The sequence below is a fragment of the Pseudonocardia sp. OZ21 genome (genome assembly GCF_059359135.1).
The window spans coordinates 1-22,278 of the sequence record NZ_JCADBN010000014.1; the positions used below are offsets into that span (position 1 = coordinate 1).

Genomic DNA, 22,278 nt, shown 5'->3' on the forward strand with positions numbered 1-22,278 from the left:
TTCTCGGCGAGTTGGGCTTCAGCCCCGGCCCACACTTCGGGCGTGAGCCGCTGCGCGGCCGGGCTCGCAAGCACCCGGGCGATCACCGCGACGTGCCGCAGCCCGGTGTGCCCGGCGGCGAAGACCTCGGCGGTGGCGGGCAGCCGGGCGGGTAGCGCGGTGCCGTCGATGCCGACCCGGGGGCAGACCTGCTCGGCGGCGACCACCCGGGTGCGGGCCTCGAACCGCTCCCAGCCGAGCAGATCGCCCAGCGCGGCCGGAGTGGACTTGTAGCCCCGCTCGGCGAACGTGCCGCGCCGCTCCAGCGCGGACACGGTGGCCACGACGACCCGGTCCAGCCGCCTGCTGGTGCCTTCGCACAGGGTGAGCACGGACAGCAGGTCGTCGTCGGTGGCACCGGGCTCAGCGGCCGCGGACAGCGCGTCGATCGCCTCCACCAGGAGGCGATGCGCGATGGCGAGCGGGCTGTCCGACACCCCCTCATCATACTCGAACGCATGTTCGAATCGATGCTCGTCGTCGCAGGTCATCGGCCGTTCAGCGCTCGTGGCGGTGGTCTGCCGGGCTCACCCGGCCGGCCTGGCTCGACCGCCCCACCGGCACAGTGATCCGCCGCTGCGGACGCGCCCGCCCGGGCGAACTGGTGCACGTGGATGTGACGAAGCTCGGCCTACGCCGAGATCCACCCGACGAGAAAGCCCACCGCGGCCACCCACTCATCAGCCGGGTCGACAACCCTGCTGGGCAGTACGGCTAGCGGCCGTCGGGCCGGCCCCAGACCTTCCTGAGGCGCCGCGCCCGGCGGACGCCCATCAGGTAGGTCGCCGGGCCCTGGAGCATTCCGAGCGCCTCCTGGATCCGCAGCGCACGGGGATACGGCGCCGCGGCGACCGTCTCCTTGGCCCCGGTGCGGAACTCCGGACCGAGGACGTGGCGGACGCCGGCCGCAGCCTTCTTGAGCAGCAGCGTGCGCTCGTGCGGACGCGTGAGCAGACGCTTGGCGAGCAGCGCGGTCAGCCCGCGACCGTAACCGCGCATCTGCGCGCTCAGGCCTGCCCCGTCCGCGCGGTGGCGGTGGAAGGAGAACGCCGCAGGCTGGTACACGAGCGTGCCGCTCAGGGTGAGCACGTCCAGGAACAGGTCAAGGTCCTCGCCGCCCGCGGCCGGGCTGCCCGCGCCGAGTGCCTCGTCGAAGGCCCATCCCGGCGGGAGCGCGCTCTTCCGGAGCGCCATGCTCGCACCCGTGCCGTAGCTGCCCAGCTCGTACGGGAAGAGCGGCGACGCGGCGGGTGACGCGGTGAGGTGGTACACGCGGCGCTCGGTGCCCCGGCCGAACCCGGCTGCGCACTCGAACCACCACTGCCACAACGACTCGAGCTCAACCGGTTCGACCAGCCCGGTCACGCAGGTGACCGCCGGATCCGCGAACTCGGCGCTGATGCGGCTCAGCCACGACGGCTGGACCACGACGTCGTCGTCGGTGAACGCGATGATGTCGCCCTCGGCGGCGTTCAGTCCGCGGTTGCGCGCGTACGACAGGCCGGGCCGGGGCTCGGGGACGAGCCGGATGCGCGGGTCGTCCGAGTAGCGCTCGTGGATGAGGGTGGCCGTGCTGAGGTCGTAGGGCGAGTTGTCCACGACCACGATCTCGAAGTCCGGGTGATCGGACCGCAGCAAGGCGTCGAGGGCGTGCGAGAGGGACGCCGGCCGCCCGCGGGTCGCGAGCACGACGCTGGCCCGGATCCCCGGGGGCGCCGACGTCACCGCGGTGCAGGTGCCGGGGAAGCCGAGCGCCAGCGCCTCGGGATCGAACGCCGAGCGGGCCGTGTCCGCCTCGACTCCGTCGCGGAGCAGGTGGTCCATGAGGTGGTCGCCGAGTTCGGCGCTGATCGCCTCGGCGAGCGCGGGCGCCGAGAGCTTGTCGGAGTCGAAGCCGACCCAGACCACCCCGATCGGGATGTCGTGCAGCAGCACCAGCACCCGCACCCCGCAGTAGGGAACGCCGCTCGTGGACGGGAGCCGTTCGAGCGCCTCCAGCGGCTTCGCCAGGTCGATGGTGACCACCTGGATCGGCTCGAAGGCACCGGCGGCCGCTGGGGCGAGCGGTGCGCCGGGTTGTCTCCGGCGACCGTCCGCGAGGGAGCCTGCCGACATCAGCTCGGCGGGCTTCAGCGGCGCAGCAGCGGATTCGGGCGGGGTGTTCATGCAGATTCCTCGATGGCGGGCCGGACGGGGAGTGGGCCGGACAGGGAGCGAGCGACGGGAGGGCGGGACGACGATCGGGTGGAGCGGGAGCGAGCCGAACACCTGGCCGGGGAGCAGGCGGGACGACAATCTAGCCGGACGGAGACCGGACCTGACGGACCGGAGCCGGGAAGCGCAGCACCGCTGCGGACCTTGGCGTACAAGCAGTGCTGGTCACGCCCACAGCCCCTTCCTCCGTGTTGTGCCTGAGCATCGTGCATGTGTGCCTCGGCCTGCCGATCCATCCGTACGTCGGGCGGCGGGACCGACATCGCTGTGGTTCCCGAGCAACCGGACGACTCGCTCACCGTGAGCGAAACCCGGCACTCGGACTTCGTTGATCGACTGCGTGGCGTTACCGCGCAGCTGAAGCTCTCCCGGAACGGGCGTCGCTCCCTGCGCCGGTCGTACGACGCGGTGGCGACGGCCGCCACTGCAGTCCGAGCACTGCCGATCAGGTGGCCGTGCAGCAGCCCTTGCGTCACCCGGAAAGACTAGACAACACCGTAACGCAGCGTCGAGGCGCTGCCGCCCTGCCTGCCGCAGCCCGCCCTCACCGAGGGTGTCCCGGGCTTCGCCGTCCCCGACTCGTGCTCCGTGTCGGCCGGCCTGCTCACACTTCGTGTTCGCGCCAATGCCGCGTGTTCACATCGATGCCGCGCCCCCGGTATCAGGGAACCAAACGACCTAAGCTGCCCGGGCGTTCGGACTAGAAATCCGCGTCGCATTCCGGCATGGCCGCTCCGGCCTGGCCCGACTCGGCCGGCAAACGTTTCTTTACTCTGGCGCCCCGCTCTTGACAGCTGGCCAGAACGGGTGGCTAGTCTGCCTTCTCGGGACCGGGCCCATAATCCGTGGGATCCGTAAACGTTGGCTCCGAGCACGGATCGTCCACGGCCTCTCACTCTCTGCTGCATCGTGATGCGTGGCACAAACGAAGAGCAGTGCCCATGGTTCCGCTGAACGGCCCAGCGGACGTGCTGCCCCGTGTCTGGATGAATTTCGTTCGTGCGGGAAATCTGGAGAAGCATTAATGGTTGAGCTGGCTGAATCGGTGGTCGTAGAAGGAGAGCGCGCCGGCCCGAGGACCGCCACCGAGCGGATATTCGCGGAGGTATTGGCGGACCTCTTGGGCCATGTGTCGATATCGGTGGAGGGTCATTTCTTCGATGATCTGGGTGCCGATTCGATGGTGCTGGCCCGCTTCTGCGCAAAGGTCCGGAAGCGGGCGGACCTCCCGCCCGTCTCGATGCCGGACGTCTACCGGTACCCGACGATCAGGGCGCTGGCGAGAGCGCTCGGAGAGGCCGTGCCGACTTCCGCGCCCACTTCTGCGCCCACATCCGTCGAGAGGGTCTTCGGGCAGGTGCTGGCCGACCTCGTGAACGTGCCGCAGGTGGCGGCGGACCAGGATTTCTTCGATGACCTGGGTGCGGACTCGATGGTGATGGCCCAGTTCTGTGCGAGGGTCCGGAAGCGGCCCGATCTCCCGTCCGTCTCGATGCAGGACATCTACCGGTACCCCACCCTCGGCGGGCTGGCGGCGGCGCTCGCGGAACCTGCGCCGAGTCCTGCCGAGTCGGCACCGCCGGCGCCCGTCCAGGAGGTCCGACCGGTCGGCCGGGTGCAGTACGTTCTGTGCGGAGTGCTGCAGTTCCTGGTCTTCCTCGGATTTGCCTATCTCTCCGGGTTCACCCTCGAGCGAGGCTTCGAGTGGATCTCCGCGGGTGCCGGCCTGGTCGACATCTACCTACGCTCCGTGCTGTTCGGGGCCGTCGGCTTCGTCGCTCTGTGCATCATTCCGATTCTGGCGAAGTGGGTGCTCATCGGCCGGTGGCGACCCCGGCAGATTCGCATCTGGAGCCTCGAGTACGTGCGCTTCTGGTTCGTGAAGTCGCTGGTGCGGTCGAATCCGCTGCTCCTCGTGGCGGGTGGCCGGTCGCGCACGAGTTCGAGTTCCCCACTCCACGTGCTCTACCTGAGGGCGCTCGGAGCCAGTGTCGGACGAGGCGTGGCGATCTTCTCCCGGAACATGCCGGTGTGCACCGATCTGCTCACCATCGGGGACGGTGCGGTGATCCGCAAGGACGCGTTCTTCAACTGCTATCGGGCCCAGGCCGGCCTGATCCATACGGGTCCGGTGACCCTCGGTAAGGACGTTTTCGTCGGTGAGTCGACGGTCATCGACATCGACACCTCAATGGGAGACGACGCGCAGTTGGGTCATTCCTCGTCGCTCCACTCCGGGCAGGCCGTGCCCGATGGCGAGCACTGGCACGGATCGCCCGCGCGGCGGACCGAGGTGGACTACAAGACCGTGGACCCCACCGCCTGTGGCCCCCTGAGGAGGGCCGTCTACCCCGCCCTGCAACTGCTGGGCATGCTCGCCGTGGGTCTGCCGCTGTTCCTCGGTGGCGTGTCCATGCTCCTCCTGGAGTTTCCGAAGCTGGCTGCGCTCCTGGACGCGGGGACGCTGGGCTTGACGAGTCCGATCTTCTATCTCGACGCACTGATCGCCTCTGTCGTGCTCTTCTTCGGCTCGTCACTCGTCGCTCTTCTCGTGGTGGTGACCGTGCCCCGCATCCTCAACCGGCTGATCGAGCCGGACAAGGTCTACTGCCTCTACGGCATCCACTACTGGGCACAGCACGCGATCTCACGTATGACGAACCTGCGGTTCTTCACGGTCCTCTTCGGTGACAGCTCCTACATCGTCAACTATCTGGGCCGCCTCGGTCACGACCTTTCCCAGGTGGAGCAGACCGGGTCGAACTTCGGCTTGGATGTGAAGCACGAGTCCCCCTACCTGAGCTCGGTCGGCAGCGGAACGATGGTTGCCGACGGACTCTCGATCATGAATGCGGAGTTCTCGAGCAGCTCGTTCCGCGTGTCTCATGCGTCGATCGGGGCGCACAACTTCCTCGGCAACAAGATTGCCTATCCGGCGCAGGGTAGGACGGGTGACAACTGTCTTCTCGCGACCAAGGTCATGATTCCATTGGACGGCCGGGTCAGGGAGGGCGTCGGACTTCTCGGTTCACCCAGCTTCGAGATTCCGAGATCGGTGCAGCGGGACGTCAGCTTCGACCTCGAGAGCAGCGCTGAACTGCGTCGCCGCCTCGCCGCGAAGAATCGGCACAATATCGTCACGATGGCGCTGTTTCTGCTTGCGGGGTGGGTCTTCTTCCTGGGCGTCACGCTCATCGCGATGGCCGGGGTGGACCTCTACGAGGGTTTCGGCGCGGGCGCGATCGCCGCAGCCACGACGCTGATGGTCGTTTTCGCCGTCGGTTACTTCGTGCTGATTTCACGCGCTGTCACATCATTGCAGACCCTGCGGCCGGCGGGCTGCTCGATCTACGACGTCGCCTTCTGGCGGCATGAACGGTTCTGGAAACTCTCCGTGACGGCGAACTTCCCGCTCTTCAACGGCACCCCGTTCAAGAGCGTGATCTGGCGGATGCTGGGCATGCGGGTCGGGAAGCGGCTGTTCGACGACGGCTGCGAGATCGTGGAGAAGACGATGGTGACGATCGGTGACGACGTCATCCTCAATGCCGGCTCGGTCATCCAATGCCACTCCCAGGAGGACGGTGCTTTCAAGTCCGACCGCGTCACGATCGGTTCCGGCGTCACGCTCGGGGTCGGCGCCTTCGTCCACTACGGCACGACGATCGGCGACGGTTCGGTGCTCGAACCCGACTCCTTCCTCATGAAGGGCGAGGAGGTGCCACCGCACACCCGGTGGGCGGGCAATCCCGCGATGGAGGTTCGGTCTGCCGGGGGATAGCAATCATCTTTCGCCGCTGTGGTGGGGGATCCGGTGCACGAGATGCCCGGCGAACTGGTAGGCCTCCTCGACGAGCGCGTGCAGATGGTCACTGGTGAGGCGGTAGACCATTCGGCGTCCCTCGCGACGGGCCTGTACCAGGCCGGCCAGGCGCAGCCGCCCCAGATGTTGGGAGACCGACGAGCGTGACGCCGGGACCTGGGCGGTGAGGGCGGTGACATCCTGCTCGCCGCCGCTTGCGAGCAGCCGCAGCAGGTGCAGGCGTGTGGGGTCGGCCAGGTGTCCCAGTACCTCCGCGGCCAGCGCCAGCTGATCGCCCACCGCAGGCCGCTGCAGGCGATTCGCATCTGCCACTTCATCGTGCGCGCGCATGGTTGCATGATGGCGGGAAGTCGGGGATCGTCACAACCGTGAGCGACAACCACCACTCCGGAACCGCCGGGCACGGCCACGGTCACGGGCACGGCCACCGGGGTGGGCTCCGGGGGTGGGTTCGCTCGGTGTTCCGGCCCCACGGCCATGACGCTACGGACTCGGTGGACGCGGCGCTGGAGGCAGCTGACGAGGGCATCCGGGCGGTGAAGATCAGCCTGGTCGCACTGGGAGCCACCGCCTCGGCGCAGGCGGCGGTCGTGGTGCTGACAGGGTCCGTGGCGTTGCTCGCCGACACCGTCCACAACTTCTCCGATGCGCTCACGGCGGTGCCGCTGTGGATCGCGTTCGTGCTCGGCAGGCGCGCGGCGTCCCGGCGCTACACGTACGGGTACGGGCGCGCCGAGGATCTGGCCGGGGTGTTCATCGTGGGGATGATCGCGCTGTCCGCTGTGGTGGCCGGGTACGAGGCGGTCGGCAGGCTGCTGGATCCGCAGCCGGTCACGCATGTCGGAGTGCTGATCGCCGCCGGGCTCGTCGGGTTCGCGGGCAACGAACTGGTGGCGGTGTACCGGATCCGCGTCGGGCGCCGGATCGGGTCGGCGGCCCTGGTGGCGGACGGCCTGCACGCGCGCATCGACGGGTTCACCTCGCTCGCCGTGGTAGTGGGTGCACTCGGGGTGCTGGCCGGGTTCCCGGCGGCCGACCCGATCGTCGGGCTGCTGATCACGGTCGCGATCCTGGTGGTGCTCAAGGGGGCGGCGGTCCACATCTACCGCCGTCTCATGGATGCCGTCGATCCCGAGCTCGTGGACACCGCGGAGGCCACCCTGCGGGCCGTGCCCGGCGTGGTGGACGTCCAGGAGCTGCGGCTGCGCTGGATCGGGCACCGGGTCCGAGCCGAGACCGGCATCGTGGTCGACCCGCGCCTGGGGATCGTGGAGGCGCACGACATCGCGACGACCGCCGAACACCGCCTCCTGCACGACGTGCCCCGCCTGGTGGCGGCCACGGTCCACGTGAGCCCGCGCGACGCAGGCGGCAGCGACCATCACGCCGTGCTCGCCCACCACCCCACCGCGCTGGAGGCGGGGGCGATCTCCGGATAGCCCGGTGATCCGTCGGCCATCGGTCGCTCCGGCGGAACCGAGTCGGAGGCGGTGACACCGGTCGCCGGCATCCACAGGATGATGGGAGGTGTCGCCAGAGCGACTGAACTGAGCGGCCGGGTCCGACGCGGTGCCCGGGCAGAGAGGAGTCGCTCGTGCTGTTCCGCCAGCTGGAGTACTTCGTGGCCGTAGCCAGGGAGAGGCACTTCGCGCGGGCGGCGGAAGCCTGTTACGTCTCGCAGCCCGCGCTCTCGGCGGCCATCGCCAAGTTGGAGCGGGAGCTGAACGTCACGCTGATCAACCGCGGGCACAACTACGAGGGCCTCACCCCGGAGGGCGAACGGCTCGTCGTGTGGGCGAAGCGCATCCTCGCCGAGCAGGACGCGTTCAAGGCCGAGGTGGCCGCCGTCCAGTCGGGCATCACCGGGACGCTGCGGCTGGGGACGGAGCCCACGGCGTCGACCACACTGGCGATTCCCGTGGCCGCGTTCTGCTCGGCGCACCCGCTGGCCAAGGTGCAGGTCAGCTCGCGACTGTCCACGGCCGACCTGCATCGCCAGCTGCGCGAGTACGAGTTGGACGCCGCGATCGCCCACTTCGCGCCCGACGACCGGGAGAGCCTGCAGGTGGTGCCGCTCTACGAGGAGCGGTACGTGGTGCTGGTGTCCGCCGACCAGCTGGTGTCCCAGACCGACACCATGACGTGGGCGGATGCGGCCCAGCTGCCGCTCGCGTTGCTGACGCCCGACATGCGGAACCGCCAGGTCATCGACAGCGCCTTCGCCGACATCGGGGTCGCGGTCACTCCGCAGGTGGAGACCGACTCGGTCGCGTCCCTGTATGCCCACGTCGGCGCGGGCGAGTGGGCGAGCATCGTGCCGCACACGTGGTTGCGGGCCATGCCGGTGATCGGCAGGACGCGGGCCGTCCGCCTGGTCGACCCGGTCGTCAGGGCACAGGTCTCCGTGGGGATCCACTCGGCGACGCCCGGATCGGTGGCGGCCAGGGCGTTCGTGAAGGCGGCAACGGGCTTGTCGCTGGCCGAGCTGTTCGACCAGCCGCTGCCCACCGAGCACCGCGTCCGGTGAGACCGGCCCGGCGCCTGCGGCGTCAGTGCGCGTACAGGGCGTCCACCGCCCGCCGGTCCAGCCCGCCCTCGGCGGTGTGAGGAAGAGCGGCGACCACGTCGAGCCGGTCGGGCACCTCGAAGGCGGACAGCCGCTGGCGGCAGTACTGCAGGATCTGCTCGGGCCCGACGCTCTCGCCCTCGTGCTCGACGACCACGGCGGCGCCGACCCGGTGCCCCAGGGTGGCGTCGGGGATGGCGAACACGGCCGCCTCGGCGACACCGGGGCACCCGGCGAGGATGTCCTCGACGTACTCCGGCGAGATCTTCTCGCCCCCGCGGTTGATGAGGCTCGCGATGCGCCCGGTGAGGAACAGGTACCCGTCCTCGTCCAGGAAGCCCAGGTCGGCGGTGTGGAACCAGCCGTCGGGAAAGCTCTGCGCCGTTCCGGCCGGGTCGGCGAGGTAGCCGCGCGCGACGGTGGGGCCGTGCACCCAGACCTCGCCCTGGGTGCCCGGCGGGCACGGGTGCCCGTGGTCGTCCACGACGCGGAGATCCACTCCGGTGGGCCGGCCGACCGACCCGTGCTTCAGCGGTCCCTGCTGCGGGAGCGGCTCGCTGGTCACCTGGTGCGCGGACTCGGTCATCCCGTACACGGACAGCAGCGGCGCGCCGAGCGTGCGCTCCAGCGCCCGCTGGGTGGCCGTGTTGAGAGGGGCCCCGCAGCTGCGCACGAACTTGACCGGCACGACCTGCGGGCCCGGGTACTCCACCGCCGACCGGTCCAGGAGGGTCTCGTGGACGGCCGGGACCGCGGTGAACCAGGTGGCGGCCGCGGCCAGCATGTCGTTCCAGAACGTGTCGGCCGAGAACCGCCCCTGCTCGGGCAGGAGCACACATCCGCCGCTGGCCAGGGAGGCCAGGAGCGCCGCGAACAACCCGTGGCTGTGGAAGAACGGCATCACCGCGACCGTGGCGTCATCGGCGCCGAGCTCGTAGGTGGCGCAGATGTCCCGGACCGAGGCCGCCACGTTGGCGTGGGTGAGCGGGACCATCTTGGCCTGGTCGGTGGTGCCCGCGGTGAACAGCACGAGCGCGTCGTGGGCCGAGAGGTCCTGACGTGCCCCACGGACGGGTGACACCAGGGGCTCACCGGTCGCGAGCTCGACCGTGGCGGTGCCGGCAGGGGAGACGTCCACCCGCAGGTTCCAGGCGGGCACGTCGGGCTGGGCGACCGGCGCGTCGCCTGCCGCCGGGGGCCCGAGGAGGATCGCCCGTGCCCCCACCGCCCCGATCCGGGCGGAGATCTGCGAGGCGGGAAGCGTGGGGTCGATCGGGGCGACCACCAGCCCCGCACGCGCCGCACCCAGGAGCGCGACGACGAACTCCGCGGTGTTGGCGCAGACGAGGCCGATCGCGTCGCCGCGGCGCAGCCCCGTGCCGCGGAGCCGGCCGGTGACGTCCTCGACCAGGGCCGCGAGGGCGTGGTAGGACAGCTGTGCCCTGGCCGCGGTGACGACGAGCGCCCTGGCGTGGGGTCGATCGTGCACCTGCCGGTCGAGAAGGTCGGCGAGGCCCGTGACCGCCGGGGGCCGGTACCGGTTGGCGTCGCTCATCGACGCCGCCGTCGGAACCGCGATGATCACCACCTCCTCGATCAAGCTGCCCCGGCGAGCCTGCGCGGGCGCGGAGCGCGCGTCCAATACGCACCGGCGACCAGCCGATAGCGAGCATCTATCAACGTGCCGCACGACCAGCGTGACATGCAACGATCACCATTTGATAGATGTTGTTTATCGGCTGGTCGCCTATAGGTCTTGGACGTGAGGACGAACGCTGCGGAAAGTGATCAGGAGCATCCGAACAGGCACAGCCGCCCCAGGAGGACCTCGGACCATGACCGCCCCTTCAGCGCAGGAGACTGCGCCGACCCCCGACGTTCCGGCCGAGCAGACCGACGGGTATCACCTGGTCGTCGACGCGCTCAAGCTCAACGACGTCGAGACCATCTACGGGGTCGTCGGCATCCCGATCACCGACCTGGCCCGGCTCGCGCAGGCGGAGGGCATCCGCTACATCGGCTTCCGGCACGAGAGCAACGCAGGGCACGCGGCGGCGATCGCCGGCTACCTCACCAAGAAGCCCGGCGTATGTCTGACGGTATCCGCGCCCGGCTTCCTCAACGGGCTCGTCGCGCTCGCCAACGCCACCACGAACTGCTTCCCGATGGTGCAGATCTCGGGCTCGAGCGAGCGGCACGTCGTCGACCTCAAGCAGGGCGACTACGAGGAGATGGACCAGCTCGCCGCTGCGCAGCAGTTCTGCAAGGCCGCGTACCGGGTGAGCCGGGTCGAGGACATCGGCCGTGGCATCGCCCGCGCGCTGCGCACCGCGATCTCGGGCCGTCCCGGCGGCGTCTACCTCGACATTCCGGCCGCGGTGCTCGGCTCCATCATCGACGCGGAGACCGGCGCCAAGACGCTGAGCCGTCTCGTCGACCCCGCGCCGCGCCAGCTGCCCGCTCCCGAGGCGGTGGACCGCGCGATCGAGGTGCTGGCGGGCGCCGAGCGGCCGCTGGTGGTGCTGGGCAAGGGCGCCGCTTACGCGCAGGCTGACGACCAGATCCGCGAGTTCATCGAGTCCACCGGCATCCCGTACGTGCCGATGTCGATGGCGAAGGGCCTGCTGCCCGACGACCACCCGCAGTCGGCGGCCACCGCCCGGTCGCTGGCGCTGAAGAAGGCCGACGTCGTGATGCTCGTCGGCGCCCGGCTCAACTGGCTGCTCAACCACGGTCAGGCCCCGCAGTGGAACCCCGACGCGAAGTTCGTCCAGGTGGACATCGAGCCCACCGAGCTGGACAGCAACCAGCCCATCACCGCCCCGCTCGTCGGGGACATCGAGTCCGTGTTCGAGGCGCTCGCCGAGCGGACCAAGCCGGGGCAGATCGCGGCCCCCACCGCCTGGCGTGAGGAGCTGGCGGCGCGCTCGGCCCAGAACGTCGCGAAGATGGCGGAGCGCCTCAAGGCCGACAAGCACCCGATGCAGTTCATGGGTGCCCTGAAGGCGATCCGGGACGTCGTGCACGAGCGCCCCGAGACCTACATCGTCAACGAGGGCGCCAACGCGCTGGACCTCGCCCGCAACGTGATCGACATGCACGTGCCGCGCCACCGCCTCGACAGCGGCACCTGGGGCGTCATGGGCATCGGCATGGGCTACGCGATCGCCGCCGCCGTCGAGACCGGCGACCCGGTCGTCGCCGTGGAGGGCGACAGCGCGTTCGGGTTCAGCGGGATGGAGCTGGAGACGATCTGCCGCTACAACCTGCCCGTCGTCACGGTCATCATGAACAACGGTGGTGTCTACCGTGGTGACGACGTCAACCCGCTCGGCGACGCTCCGGCGCCGACGGCCCTGATGATCGAGGCACGCCACGACAAGATGATCGAGGCGTTCGGCGGCAAGGGCTACCGCGCCACCACGCCCGCCGAGGTCACCGCGGCCCTCACCGAGGCACTGGCCTCGGGTGGCCCGGCGCTCATCGACTGCGTGATCGACCCCTCCGCCGGCACCGAGAGCGGCAACATCGGGCACCTCAACCCGAAGGGCATCGGCCTGACGAAGAAGAAGTAGGCGACTCCCTCCCGGTAGTCCCGACCGGCCTGTAGCCCAGCTCCTCGTGGAGGAGCTGGGCTACGGCTGTCCAGCGGCTGAGAGTCGGTCTCCCGAATTTTCATTATTCCAAATCTCGGTAAAGGCAGCCCGAATTAACATCGGGATGCCTACCGTTTCGGAACCGTCGCGATTACGGTGCTCCGTCATGGGGACCATGCAGATGGCAACAGAGACAGAGCCGGTGCCGGACAGTTCGACCATTCTTGCCAGAGCGGCCGAGATCGGCCCGTTGTTGCGGGAGCATGCCGATGAGGTGGAATCCGCCCGCCGGCTGACCCAACCGGTCATCGACGCACTCCGGTCAACCGGGGTATTCCGAATGTCGATGCCGAAGGTGTGGGGCGGGCCCGAACTCGACATCTTCCGGCAGATCGAGATCATCGAGACACTGTCGCGAGCCGATGCCTCGGCCGGCTGGTGCGCAATGATCGGATCCGACAGCGGCTTTTACAGCGGCTACGTCGACGATGCCACCGCTCGGTCGCTCTACCCCGACCTCGATGCGGTGACCGCGGGCTTGATCTCCCCAGCAGGGACCCTCGAGGTCTGCGACGGCGGCTACCGGCTGTCGGGTCGATGGTCGTTCGGCAGCGGATCCACCCATGCCGACGTCATCACAGGCGGTGCTCGGGTGACCGAGAACGGGATACCGCGAACCACGGCCGACGGTTCGCCGGAATTCCGGATAGCAATGCTCCCCGCGGCCAGGTGGCAGGTGCTCGACACCTGGAACACGACAGGCCTGGCCGGAAGCGGCAGTCACGACTACACGATCACCGACGCATTCGTCCCCGCTGGGAACACCTGGTATCCCGGCGAGAGGCACCGCTCAGGAACGCTCTACGCGTGGCGCGGAATGTTCGTGGCCAACGTCGTGGGTGTGCCCGTGGGCGTGGCCCTGGACGCCTGTGACACGGCCACCGACATTCTTGCCGGTAAGGTGATGATGCCCGAGATGACCTCGGCCAAGGACGAACCTCGCGTGCGATCCGGTATCGCCCGCGCCCGAGCACTCGTGGGCTCGGCCCGCAGTTACGCGCACGACACCGTCGGCTCCTTGTGGACCACCGTGGAGGCCGGCGACGAGCCTACGTTCGAGCAGCGGGCTGACCTGGCCGGCTGCTACGTCCACACGGTGTCAGCGTGTCGTGACGCGGTTCGGCTCCTCGTGAACACCGTCGGCACCACCGCCGTCAGGAAGACGTGCCCGCTGGAGCGCCAGCTGCGTGACCTGACCACGCTGGGCCAGCACGTCATGGGTCAGGAGCGGATGCGGGAATGGGCCGGGGGGCTCTACTTCGGCAAGGTCCCACCGATGCCCGTGCTCTGAGGAGCTGTGTGCATCCCGTTCCGGTAGGCCCACACCACGGTCTGGAGCCGGTCCCGAACGCCGATCTTGGTCATGGCCCGCCCGAGGTGGGACTTGACGGTGCTCGTCTCGATGACGAGTGCCTTCGCGATCTCGGCGTTCGACAGCCCCTGGGCGAGCAGCCGCACGATGTCGGTCTCCCGGGCGGTGAGCTGGTGCGACGCGTCGGCGTTCGCGGAGTGTGCGGGTCGCCGCCGGGCGAACTCGGCGATCACCCGCCGGGTCACGGCCTGGTCGACGAGGCCGTATCCGTTCGCGAGTCGCCGGACGGCGTCGACGAGGTCGTCGGGCTCGGTGTCCTTGAGGATGAACCCGCTCGCACCGGCTTCGAGCGCACCGAAGACGTACTCGTCGAGGTCGAAGGTGGTCACGACGAGCACGGCGGGCGACGACTCCGGCGTGGCGCCGGAGACGATCTCGCGGGTGGCGGCCAGCCCGTTGCCGCCGGGCATGCGCACGTCCATGCAGACGACGTCGGGGTTCAAGCGGCGGGCGAGCGCCACGGCGGTCGGGCCGTCGGCCGCCTCTCCCACGACCTCGATGTCCTCGGCGAGCTCGAGGATGACCCGGAACCCCGCCCGGACCACGAACTGGTCGTCGGCGAGAACCACTCTGATCATGACGCCCCCCTCCTTCCGGTGCTGGTGCCCCAAACCCGGAGTGATGCCGCTTCCGGGGTCTCGCGGTCGAGCGGAAGCGCCAGCGACACCCGCCACCCGCCGAACGGGGTCGGCCCGGCGTCGAACGTCGCGCCGATCACCTGCGCCCTCTCCTTCATCCCGACCAGACCGAACCCTCGATGGCCGCGCGGCGGTGTCGCGGTGTCGCGGACCCGCGGCGGCCCGGCATCGGTGACGACGTCCAGGGAGACCTCCGACCCGAGGAAGCGGAGGAGGACCCGCGCCGGTGCACCCGGCGCATGGTCCCTCGCGTTCGCCAGTGCCTCCTGCGCGACCCGGTAGAACGTCACGTCGGCGATCGGCGGCAGCTCCTGCCGGTCACCCTCCTGCACGAACTCGACCGGCGTCCCGAGCTCGCGCGCCGTGCTCAGCAGGCGGTCGAGCACGGCGAGGCCGGGCACCGGGGCCCCGCCGTCCTCCAGGACGCCGGCGTCACCACGGGCGTCGCCCTGCCCGGGTTCGCGGAGGGTGCCGACGACGAGGCGCAGGTTGTGCAGGGTCTCCTTGCCCTGCGCCCGGATCCACGCTGCCGCGTCCTTCGCCGCCTGGGGGTCGCGGTCGATGAGCCGCTCGACCACTGCCGTCTGCACGACCATGCCGGAGAGGTGATGAGCGGCGATGTCGTGCAGTTCCCTGGCCATGCGGGACCGCTCCAGCCCGATGGCGGCCTCCGCCATCGCCCGCTGCGACTCGATCGCCTCCTCGGCACGGACCCGCAGCAGCTCGACGTACCGCCGGCGCGTGGCGGCGTACGCGCCGACGACCGCCGCCGCGGCGTAGGTGAGCACGCTCGAGAGCAGCTGGTCGATCGCCACCCACACCGCCGACGTCGACGACACGTCCGGTGCTTGCGCGCCGAGCTGCGCTGCCATGGTGAGGCCGGGGACGAAGTGCGTCACCACGAAAACGGCGGTCTCGAACACCCCGACGCCGGTGACGATCCGGACCGCCCGGCGAACCGGCAACAGGACACCGCAGGTGTACGCGGCGACGAACGGTGCGAAGCCGCGGACGGCGCCTTCGACCGGGAGCACGGCGATCAGCGCCGCCTGCAACACCGCCACCACGGTCAGGCAGAGCACGGGGTTCACGCGCCGGATGCACAACAGGAGCGCCTGCGCTGACATCACGACGAACACCGCGGCCATCTGGAACGGTCCGAAGCCCAGGCTCTCCATCTCCCCGGTGTCGGCGAACAGCACCAGCAACATCACGGCTGAGGCCAGGACCACCGTCACCGCCAGCGCGCAGTCACGCTGGAAGTCGCTGGTCAGCCCCACCCTCGTGAGCCGGTCGTCGACCCATGCCGCGAACCGGTCCGGCCAGCCGTTCGCGATGTCGGACTCGACGAGCGCAGGGACATCCGGGCGGGGGCCGACGCCGTGCGAGGTCATGCGATCACCGGATTCGTGACTCGGAGAAGGTGGACCATGCCAGACCGGGCCGTCAGTACGACACCGACGGCGAGAGCAGGCCGAAGACCAGCGCGAACCACGAGATGCCCACCAGGGCCAGCAACAGGAACACGCTGCCGAGGACTGTCGCCCGGCTTGCGCGGCGCCGGACGGCGACGACCAGGCCGATCGCCGCCGGGATCACTCCGGCCAGTGCCACCCACTGGGCGGCCTGCAGCGCGTGGATGAGCGGCGCCGGCAGGTCCTGCAGTCCCGAGATCGTGACGATGACGACCGCCCATCCGGCGAGGGCGAGCACGCCGGCGGCCGCGGCGACCCGGGTCAGGATGCGTGCCGTGCGACCCACCCGGCCCAGGGACGCGGGCGCGGGCACGGAGTGGCGACGGCGGACGATCGCGCCGATCGGCCAGGTCAGCAGGCTGATGAGCAGGACGGCTGCCGACGCCAGGAGCACCGGCACGGCGACACCGGCGGCGCGGGCCGTCCCGGTGGGCAGGAGCGTGAACGCCGCGGCGAAGGTGATCGCCTCGACCCTGTCACCGACCGCGCGCATCGTCACGATCCGCCTGCCGCCGACCTCCTGCCAGACCCAGGGCCGGATCTCCTCGTAGTGCGCCGGGTACATGCTCAACGGCCCCGGCTCGATGAGCACGGTTCCGTCCGCACGCGCGGTCACCCGCGTCTGACCGGTGACGGTCAGTGCGGAGAGGAAGGTGCTGAACGGTGCCCGTGCGTTCTCGTAGGTGCCCGCGGCCATCGCGGCGTGGCTGGTCGCCGTCGCGGTCGCCGTCGCCGGTGGCGAGGCCGCCGCCGGGAAGTACCGGTCGGCGAACCCGTCGAGCAGGGACTGCCGCAGGTCGAGGGTGTCGGTCGCACCGCGTCCGGTGCTGTTGATCGTGACGAAGACCCCGGTCCGGTCGTCCGGATAGATCTGCAGGTGTGAGTGGAAGAACTGGGTGTCGCCGCCGTGGCCGACGATGCGGTGACCGTTGCGGCTCTCGTCGAAGAGGCCCAGTGCCATCCGGGGGCCGTCGGCCAGGGTGCCGAGGGCGGTCGGGTCGAGCGCGGGCTGCCTCATCAGCGCCACCGTTCCGGGGCGCAGCAGGGTCTGCTCCGGGCCGGCCTCGCCGAGGTGTGCCAGCACGAAACGGCCCATGTCCGTGGCGGACGCCGTCAGCGCGCCGGCGGGAGCGGGCCCGACGGTCTCGAACGGACCGGCGGGCCGGAGTCGGTGACGTAGCCGTGGGAGAGCCGGCTGCGCAGGTCGTGCGGCAACGGCTGCGCGAAGCTCGACGATGTCATGCCGGCCCGGCCGAGCACGTTGCGCCCGACGTACTCGTCGAACGGGGTGCCGCTCACGCGCTCGACGACGTAGCCGGCGAGCGCATAGCCGTAGTTGGAGTACGCAGGCACGGTTCCGGGTTCGAACACCTGGTCCGGCGGGTCGGTGACCACGGTGTCCCGCAGGTTCACCGTGGTCTCTCCGAGCGTGATGATGCCCGTGAGCCGCTCCTCGAAGCCTGCGGTGTGGGAGAGCAGGTGGCGCATCGTGACGGCGTGGTCGAACGTCAGGGGGAGCGGGAAGTCGAGATACCGGCCGATGTCGGCGTCGAGGTCGATCTTCCCCTGCTCGACCAGTTGCATCACGGCGGTCGCGACGAACACCTTCGAGACCGACCCCACCCGGAAGAGCGTCCGGTCGGGATCGACCGGCCGCGGCGCGGTGCCCTCCGCGCCGGAGTCGGCGTAGCCGAACCCGCGGGCGGTGAGCACCTGTCCGTCGTGGACGACGGTGACCGCGGCGCCCGCGATGCCGGACCGGTCGAGCGCGGCCGGCACCAGCCCGTCCAGCCACGCGTCGACGTCCGGTCCGGTCAGTGCCGCGGTGCCGGAGGCGGGGATCGGGGGAGCGGGGGTCGCCGCGGGCGCCACGGCGCCGCAGCCGGTCAGCAGCGCGGCGATGGCACCGGCGGCCACGAGTGCCGTGGCCCGGGCTCGGGCGCCGCGGGGAATGTGCCCGTCCGGGGCATCTGTGGTCACCTGTTCAGCCTGTCGAGGCGGCCTCGCGCTCACATCGGGCGCAGGTACACGCTGCGATTGCGACCTTCGGAGGAGGCGCGGTCCCCTGCGTACCTAGCCGATGGGTGCGCGATCGCCACGATGAACCCGTAGTGGCGAGTACCGTCGATCATTAGATCCGCAGATGCGGCGATTGATGCCTGGCCGAGGCGGCCGACGTGCCGCTGGCGGCCGACATGTTCGACTACATGTCGGGCTGGACCACCAAGATCGAGGGCAGCACCCTGCCGATCCCGGCGCACGACCCGGCCGGGCGGCAGCCCCGCGGCTCTACGTCGAGGAGTCGGTCTACGACCAGGTCGCGGAAGGCATCCTCACCGGCACCCGCGAGGAGATGAAGGCTGTTCAGGAGGAGATCTTCGGCCCGGTCGTGGCCGCCGCGCCGTTCACCGCGGACCGCGACATCCTGCCCACCGCCAACAACACGAGCTTCGGGCTGGCCGCCGGGGTGTTCACCCGCGACATCGGCAAGGCCTACCGCACCGCCCGGCTGCTGCGGGCGGGCACGGTGTGTCCGGGCGCACCTCCCCGGCCGCGGCTCAGTCGGCGGTGTGAGCGCCGTGCGCCGGCGTCGTGCAGCCGGCCAGGTCCTCGACGAACGCGAGCGCGGCGCCTGTGGTGGACCGGCGCCAGCCGAAGAGCACGGCGTCGAAGCCGGTGTGGCGAGCGGCCTCCGCGTCCAGCGCGTCGGCGATAGTGGTCAGGGTCTCCTGCTGCCGGGCGATCAGCGGTGCGGGATCGCCGGAGCGGCGGTCGAGCAGGGCGAGCTTGACGAGGAACTGCGAGCGCATTTCGCGGACGTGGTCGACAGGGCTGTGGAGCCACGACCGGGTCCGCAGGCGCCCTTCCGCGGTGGCCGCGTAGACGGTGCGTTGCGGTCCGGCGTCGGACTCGACCGCGGTGGGCCGGATCAGCTCGGCTTCGAGCAACCGGCTGAGCGCGCGGTACACGACCGGCCGGGGGAGGTGCCAGATCCGTCCGAGCTCGCCGTCGCGTGCGGTCAGTGCGGCGACGGCGAACCCGTGCACCGGCCGCTCGTCGACCACGCTGAGCACGATCGACTCGGCCAGACCGAGATGCATCGAAGAAGCCTAGGCGGTGTCCCGCGAATCGCGGTCGTCGGAGCTGCCACGATCGCGTACACCCCACTGGTCTCAGTGTGACTAGATTCCGTGTCCCCGGCCGGGGAGGCCCCATGTCGTCAGCGGATCCGGTGCACGTGCCGTTCCGTCCGGTGCATCCCGCGCCGCGACGGGCGCGCCGCCGACTCGTGCATCAGGTACTCGGCGTGCTGCCCGACGGCACGTCCTACTACGCGCCGATCGGCGTGGTGATCGGGGACGGCCCGGTGGTGATGTGCCACCTCTGCGGGGACTGGTTCCGGTCGGTGCTGGCGCACCTGCGGTCCCTGGAGGGGAACTCCACCCGGGAGCGCCGCGCGACCGCCCTGCGGATCCGCAGGGCCACCGACCCCGCCATCCGTGCCGGCTGCGAGATCGGTGTGCGGTGGGCGAGGTCGGGGCGGCTGACCAGGACCGCCGCCGCGGCGGCCCGGGGCAGGCGCCAACCCGAGCAGCGCCGTCGCAAGACGCTGGCGACGCTGGCCGCGATCTCCCGGGAGAAGCGGGCGGCCGCCACCCGCCGGTACGCCGACGCCCACCTGCGGGAGACCGCGAAGGCCGCAGCGGAGCGGCTCGGATCTCCCGACATCGGCACGCTGGTGCGCGACCGCATCGGCGGCGGCTCCAGCCTGGCGGCGATCAGCCGGGAGGCCGGCCTGCACAAGGACTGGCTGAGCCGGCACCTGTCCGTGGTCGACCCGGAGGCCGCGGCAGCTGTCGCCGACGAGATCGGCGGCAGGCGGCGGGCCCGGTTCGACCTCCCCTGGCTGCCGGTGCTGGACCCTCTCGGTTTCTCCGACGTGGAGACGTATCTCCAGGACCGGCACCTGCGGCGGTGCTGGACGATCGCGACGATCGGCGCCGAGGTCGGGATGTCGCGCCAGGCCGTGGAGTCGGCGATGCACCGCCACGGGATCGACCGGCACCTGCACGCGACCTCGCGTTCCCGCATCGACCGGCGCGCCCGAGCCGTCGCCGTCCGTTTCGGGTTCGACGATCTCGCCGGCTACCTGGCTGCCCTCCGCGCCGCGGGCCTGTCGTGGCACGGGATCGCCGAGGAGTGCGGCCAGCCGGAGACCCGGGTACGGCGCCGCGCCGGACTGTGCTGAGTCCGTGCGGTCAGGCTCGGCCGGTCGTTCAGCGCGTCAGGGTGTCCGGACTCCTGGTTCGTCTGCCGCTGCCCGCTTCCGGCCGAGGTCGCCCATGGGGGTCCGGTAGGTCTCCCGCGCTGTCGTGGCGGCGAGGGCGGACAGGACGCAGAGCACCGCGGTGAACACCGCGACCGGAACCCAGCCCGCCGTGCTCCCGCCGGCGAGGCCCGCGGCCACGGTGGGCGCGAAACCGCCGATCGCGAAGCCGATCTGTGTGCCGATGGCGGTGCCCGACAGGCGAACGTGCGCCGGGAACATCTCGCCGTAGAAGGCGGGCCAGACCCCGTTGGCCGCGCTGTAGACGATTCCGGAGAGCAGCACGCCGGCGAGGAACACCAGCACGTACGAGCCGGTGGTGATCGACCACAGGTAGGCGGCGGTGAGCACGGCGCTGCCCAGGGCGCCCGTGATGAAGACGGGCTTGCGGCCGACCCGGTCGGCGAGCGCGGCCCACAGGGGGATCGCGGCCAGGGCCACGACGTTCGCGAGGATCGCCACCCACAGCATCGCGGACCGGTCCAGCCCGGCGGTGTCGACGGCGAAGGACAGTGCGAAGACGCCGAAGATCGTGCTGACGGCGGCGACGGTGGCCGCCACGACGACACGCAGGACGTCCGCCCAGTGGTCCCGCAGCAGCACCGTGAGCGGCAGTTCGGCGCGCGTGTTCCCCTCGACCTCCGCGTTGAAGACCGGGGTCTCCTCCAGCGTGCGCCGGATGATGTACGCGACGATGACGACGATCGCCGAGAGCCAGAACGGCACCCGCCAGCCCCACGACAGGAGCATGTCCTCCGGCATGGCGGCGACGGGCAGGAACACCGCGGTGGCGAGGATCGAACCGGCCTGGGTCCCGCTGAGGGTGAAGCTGGTGAAGAACGCGCGCCGGTGAGCGGGCGCGTGTTCGAGGCTCATCGAGTTCGCCCCGGCCTGCTCGCCACCTGCCGAGATCCCCTGCAGCAGTCGCAGGACGACCAGCAGCACCGGGGCGAGGGTGCCGATCTGCTCGTAGTCGGGCAGGCAGCCGACGAGGAACGTCGAGACGCCCATCAGCAGGATCGTGAACACCAGCACCCGTTTGCGCCCGAACCGGTCACCCACGTGTCCGAGTACGACCGCCCCGATCGGGCGGGCGACGTACCCGACGCCGAACGTGGCCAGCGCCAGCAGCGTGCCGGTCGCGGGCTCCGACGACGGGAAGAAGATCTTCCCGAAGACCAGCGCCGCGGCCGTGCCGTAGATGAAGAAGTCGTAGTACTCGAGCGCGCTGCCGATCCAGGCGGCCAGCGCCGCCTTGCGGGGCTTGCCCGTGGCTGGTGCGGGGTCAGACGTCACGAAGAACTCCCTGAGGGATGCGTCGCTGCAGGTACAGGGGGAAAGACGGCTATGTACTGAACGGTTATGTACCGTTCAGTGATGTACCGGATGGTGAGTTAGCGTCCCGCGCCTGTCAAGGGCTGCGCCGCACGGAAGCGGAACGTCAACGCGCGGTGAGGTGCTCCAGCACGACGTCGGCCAGCATCGTGCGGTAGTGCTCGCGCCGCGAGGCGTCGAGCATGTCGCGCCCGAAGATGGCGCTCCACGTGTGCCGGTTGGCCGTGCGGAAGACGCAGAAGGCGCTGATCAGCATGTGCACGTCGAGCGCGTCGACGTCGTCGCGGAACACGCCGGCGGCGCGCCCCCGCTCGAGGATGCTGGTCAGGACGTCGAGTGCCGGGCCGGCCAGCCCCTCGAGGACCGGGGACTTCCTGAGGTGCTCGGCTCGGTGGATGTTCTCGATGCTGACCAGGCGGATGAAGTCCGGGTGGGACTCGTGGTGGTCGAACGTCAGCTCCGTGAGCTGGCGCAGGGCGGCCTCCGGGGGGAGGTGCTCGACGTCGACCTCCTGCTCGAGCGTGCGGATGCCTGCGTAGGCGCGTTCGAGCACGGCGAGGTAGAGGCCTTCCTTGCTGTCGAAGTAGTAGTAGAGCATCCGCTTGGTCGTGCTGGTCTTGGCCGCGATCTCGTCGACGCGGGCACCTGTGTAGCCGTGGTCGGCGAACTCGCGGGTGGCGACGTCGAGGATCTCGGCACGCGTGCGGTCGGCGTCTCGGACGCGCTCCTCCGACGGGACGGACGATGCCACCACCGAGAACCCTCCTGACCAGCCGCCGACCGGAGCCCTGACTCTAGTGCGGTGGTCGCCCCTTCCCCGGGACGCGCCCGGC

General features: G+C 70.4%; 15 protein-coding genes and 3 pseudogenes. 8 read left to right on the forward strand and 10 right to left on the reverse strand.

The window, feature by feature from the left end; translation table 11 throughout:
* Positions 1-476, reverse strand: a 476-nt coding sequence (locus AC5L35_RS27470) for a DUF222 domain-containing protein (RefSeq protein ID WP_495062603.1), incomplete at its 3' end; no start/stop codon positions are given.
* 86 nt (positions 477-562) lie between these two features.
* Between AC5L35_RS27470 and AC5L35_RS27475 the strand changes: the two are divergent.
* Positions 563-670 (forward strand): annotated as a pseudogene (locus AC5L35_RS27475) (IS481 family transposase); the annotation flags it as partial.
* Between the two features lie 83 nt (positions 671-753).
* On the opposite strand, the gene AC5L35_RS27480 reads toward AC5L35_RS27475, so the two are convergent.
* Complete coding sequence (locus AC5L35_RS27480; RefSeq protein ID WP_495062604.1) at positions 754-2,205, reverse strand: glycosyltransferase family 2 protein; 1,452 nt, start codon at positions 2,203-2,205, stop codon at positions 754-756.
* A gap of 964 nt (positions 2,206-3,169) precedes the next feature.
* On the opposite strand from AC5L35_RS27480, the gene AC5L35_RS27485 reads away from it, so the two are divergent.
* Positions 3,170-6,034: a Pls/PosA family non-ribosomal peptide synthetase gene (locus AC5L35_RS27485; protein WP_495062605.1), complete on the forward strand. Its 2,865-nt coding sequence runs from the start codon at positions 3,170-3,172 to the stop codon at positions 6,032-6,034.
* Between the two features lie 3 nt (positions 6,035-6,037).
* Here the strand turns inward: AC5L35_RS27485 and AC5L35_RS27490 are convergent, their stop codons facing one another.
* On the reverse strand, positions 6,038-6,406 hold the full coding sequence (locus AC5L35_RS27490) for an ArsR/SmtB family transcription factor (RefSeq protein ID WP_495062606.1): 369 nt from the start codon (positions 6,404-6,406) through the stop codon (positions 6,038-6,040).
* A gap of 38 nt (positions 6,407-6,444) precedes the next feature.
* On the opposite strand from AC5L35_RS27490, the gene AC5L35_RS27495 reads away from it, so the two are divergent.
* Both AC5L35_RS27495 and AC5L35_RS27500 read left to right on the forward strand, forming a co-directional pair.
* Positions 6,445-7,515 carry a cation diffusion facilitator family transporter gene (locus AC5L35_RS27495; protein WP_495062607.1) on the forward strand — a complete coding sequence of 357 codons (1,071 nt, stop codon included), beginning with the start codon at positions 6,445-6,447 and terminating at the stop codon, positions 7,513-7,515.
* A gap of 155 nt (positions 7,516-7,670) precedes the next feature.
* A complete protein-coding gene (locus AC5L35_RS27500) occupies positions 7,671-8,603 on the forward strand; it encodes a LysR family transcriptional regulator (RefSeq protein WP_169393611.1) in 933 nt (310 codons plus the stop codon).
* A 22-nt stretch (positions 8,604-8,625) separates the two neighbouring features.
* On the opposite strand, the gene AC5L35_RS27505 is transcribed toward AC5L35_RS27500, so the two are convergent.
* Complete coding sequence (locus AC5L35_RS27505) at positions 8,626-10,227, reverse strand: FadD7 family fatty acid--CoA ligase (protein ID WP_495062608.1); 1,602 nt, start codon at positions 10,225-10,227, stop codon at positions 8,626-8,628.
* A 250-nt stretch (positions 10,228-10,477) separates the two neighbouring features.
* On the opposite strand from AC5L35_RS27505, the gene oxc reads away from it, so the two are divergent.
* Together oxc and AC5L35_RS27515 are read left to right on the forward strand one after the other, a co-directional pair.
* Positions 10,478-12,217, forward strand: coding sequence for an oxalyl-CoA decarboxylase (gene oxc, locus AC5L35_RS27510; RefSeq protein WP_495062609.1), 1,740 nt, complete (start codon positions 10,478-10,480; stop codon positions 12,215-12,217).
* Positions 12,218-12,404: 187 nt separating this feature from the next.
* Entirely contained in the window at positions 12,405-13,589 is a 1,185-nt protein-coding gene (locus tag AC5L35_RS27515; RefSeq protein ID WP_495062610.1) for an acyl-CoA dehydrogenase family protein, read from the forward strand.
* Here AC5L35_RS27515 and AC5L35_RS27520 read toward each other — a convergent pair.
* The 3 genes and pseudogenes from AC5L35_RS27520 to AC5L35_RS27530 all read right to left on the reverse strand — a co-directional run bounded on the left by AC5L35_RS27520 (position 13,553) and on the right by AC5L35_RS27530 (position 17,796).
* The gene (locus tag AC5L35_RS27520) at positions 13,553-14,248 is read right to left on the reverse strand and encodes a response regulator (RefSeq protein ID WP_495062611.1); all 696 of its coding nucleotides are present in this window, start codon (positions 14,246-14,248) and stop codon (positions 13,553-13,555) included. The genes AC5L35_RS27515 and AC5L35_RS27520 overlap by 37 nt on opposite strands.
* Positions 14,245-15,702 carry a sensor histidine kinase gene (locus AC5L35_RS27525; protein ID WP_495062612.1) on the reverse strand — a complete coding sequence of 486 codons (1,458 nt, stop codon included), beginning with the start codon at positions 15,700-15,702 and terminating at the stop codon, positions 14,245-14,247. Before AC5L35_RS27525 ends, AC5L35_RS27520 begins: the two co-directional genes overlap by 4 nt.
* Positions 15,703-15,754: 52 nt before the next feature.
* Positions 15,755-17,796 (reverse strand): annotated as a pseudogene (locus AC5L35_RS27530) (serine hydrolase domain-containing protein).
* Positions 17,797-18,136: 340 nt separating this feature from the next.
* Here AC5L35_RS27530 and AC5L35_RS27535 point away from each other — a divergent pair.
* Positions 18,137-18,253, forward strand: a pseudogene (locus tag AC5L35_RS27535) (aldehyde dehydrogenase family protein); the annotation flags it as partial.
* Positions 18,254-18,341: 88 nt separating this feature from the next.
* Here AC5L35_RS27535 and AC5L35_RS27540 read toward each other — a convergent pair.
* On the reverse strand, positions 18,342-18,884 hold the full coding sequence (locus AC5L35_RS27540) for a PadR family transcriptional regulator (RefSeq protein ID WP_495062613.1): 543 nt from the start codon (positions 18,882-18,884) through the stop codon (positions 18,342-18,344).
* A gap of 113 nt (positions 18,885-18,997) precedes the next feature.
* On the opposite strand from AC5L35_RS27540, the gene AC5L35_RS27545 reads away from it, so the two are divergent.
* Positions 18,998-20,032, forward strand: a complete 1,035-nt coding sequence (locus AC5L35_RS27545) for a hypothetical protein (protein ID WP_495062614.1) — start codon at positions 18,998-19,000, stop codon at positions 20,030-20,032.
* Between the two features lie 36 nt (positions 20,033-20,068).
* Here the strand turns inward: AC5L35_RS27545 and AC5L35_RS27550 are convergent, their stop codons facing one another.
* Positions 20,069-21,406, reverse strand: a complete 1,338-nt coding sequence (locus AC5L35_RS27550) for an MFS transporter (RefSeq protein WP_495062615.1) — start codon at positions 21,404-21,406, stop codon at positions 20,069-20,071.
* A 145-nt stretch (positions 21,407-21,551) separates the two neighbouring features.
* Complete coding sequence (locus AC5L35_RS27555) at positions 21,552-22,196, reverse strand: TetR/AcrR family transcriptional regulator (RefSeq protein ID WP_495062768.1); 645 nt, start codon at positions 22,194-22,196, stop codon at positions 21,552-21,554.
* Positions 22,197-22,278 lie beyond the last annotated feature (82 nt).

Bases quoted from the DNA above. Each gene is read 5' to 3' on its own strand.
- AC5L35_RS27525 (WP_495062612.1), bottom strand. From the start codon at position 15,702: ATGACCTCGCACGGCGTCGGCCCCCGCCCGGATGTCCCTGCGCTCGTC.
- oxc (WP_495062609.1), top strand. From the start codon at position 10,478: ATGACCGCCCCTTCAGCGCAGGAGACTGCGCCGACCCCCGACGTTCCG.
- AC5L35_RS27515 (WP_495062610.1), top strand. From the start codon at position 12,405: ATGGGGACCATGCAGATGGCAACAGAGACAGAGCCGGTGCCGGACAGT.
- AC5L35_RS27480 (WP_495062604.1), bottom strand. From the start codon at position 2,205: ATGAACACCCCGCCCGAATCCGCTGCTGCGCCGCTGAAGCCCGCCGAG.
- AC5L35_RS27540 (WP_495062613.1), bottom strand. From the start codon at position 18,884: ATGCATCTCGGTCTGGCCGAGTCGATCGTGCTCAGCGTGGTCGACGAG.
- AC5L35_RS27545 (WP_495062614.1), top strand. From the start codon at position 18,998: ATGTCGTCAGCGGATCCGGTGCACGTGCCGTTCCGTCCGGTGCATCCC.
- AC5L35_RS27520 (WP_495062611.1), bottom strand. From the start codon at position 14,248: ATGATCAGAGTGGTTCTCGCCGACGACCAGTTCGTGGTCCGGGCGGGG.
- AC5L35_RS27490 (WP_495062606.1), bottom strand. From the start codon at position 6,406: ATGCGCGCGCACGATGAAGTGGCAGATGCGAATCGCCTGCAGCGGCCT.